This window comes from Rosenbergiella gaditana (genome assembly GCF_018494065.1).
In the GTDB taxonomy this organism is placed as follows: domain Bacteria; phylum Pseudomonadota; class Gammaproteobacteria; order Enterobacterales; family Enterobacteriaceae; genus Rosenbergiella; species Rosenbergiella gaditana.
In genome coordinates this window covers 1-266 of record NZ_JABBFR010000077.1, presented here as the reverse complement: position 1 = coordinate 266, position 266 = coordinate 1, and the positions used below count along the sequence as shown (strand labels likewise).

The window sequence follows — 266 nt, the reverse complement described above, 5'->3', positions numbered from 1 at the left end:
ACTTATAACTAAGGTTTTAATGAAATGACAATCAGATTCATGTCTTGGATTTAAGAGGTAGATAATTCATATGAACTCATGTATGTTGTATAAAGTGAAGCTTCATAGATAATGAACAGAAAGGCGTAATGTTTGTGATGGTTTATTCTTTTTTTATATTTATATTAGCGGGTTTATGTGAAATTGGAGGCGGCTACTTAATATGGTTATGGCTTCGGGAAGGCCAACCATCGTGGCTAGGTGTTATTGGCGGCGTGATACTCATC

1 protein-coding gene is annotated in these 266 nt (G+C 35.3%); it reads left to right on the top strand.

Annotation, left to right across the window (positions count from 1 at the left end; all coding sequences use genetic code 11):
• Positions 1-128: 128 nt before the first annotated feature.
• Positions 129-266 (top strand): YnfA family protein (locus HH682_RS16190; protein ID WP_476705558.1); only part of this gene is annotated, 138 nt, incomplete at its 3' end.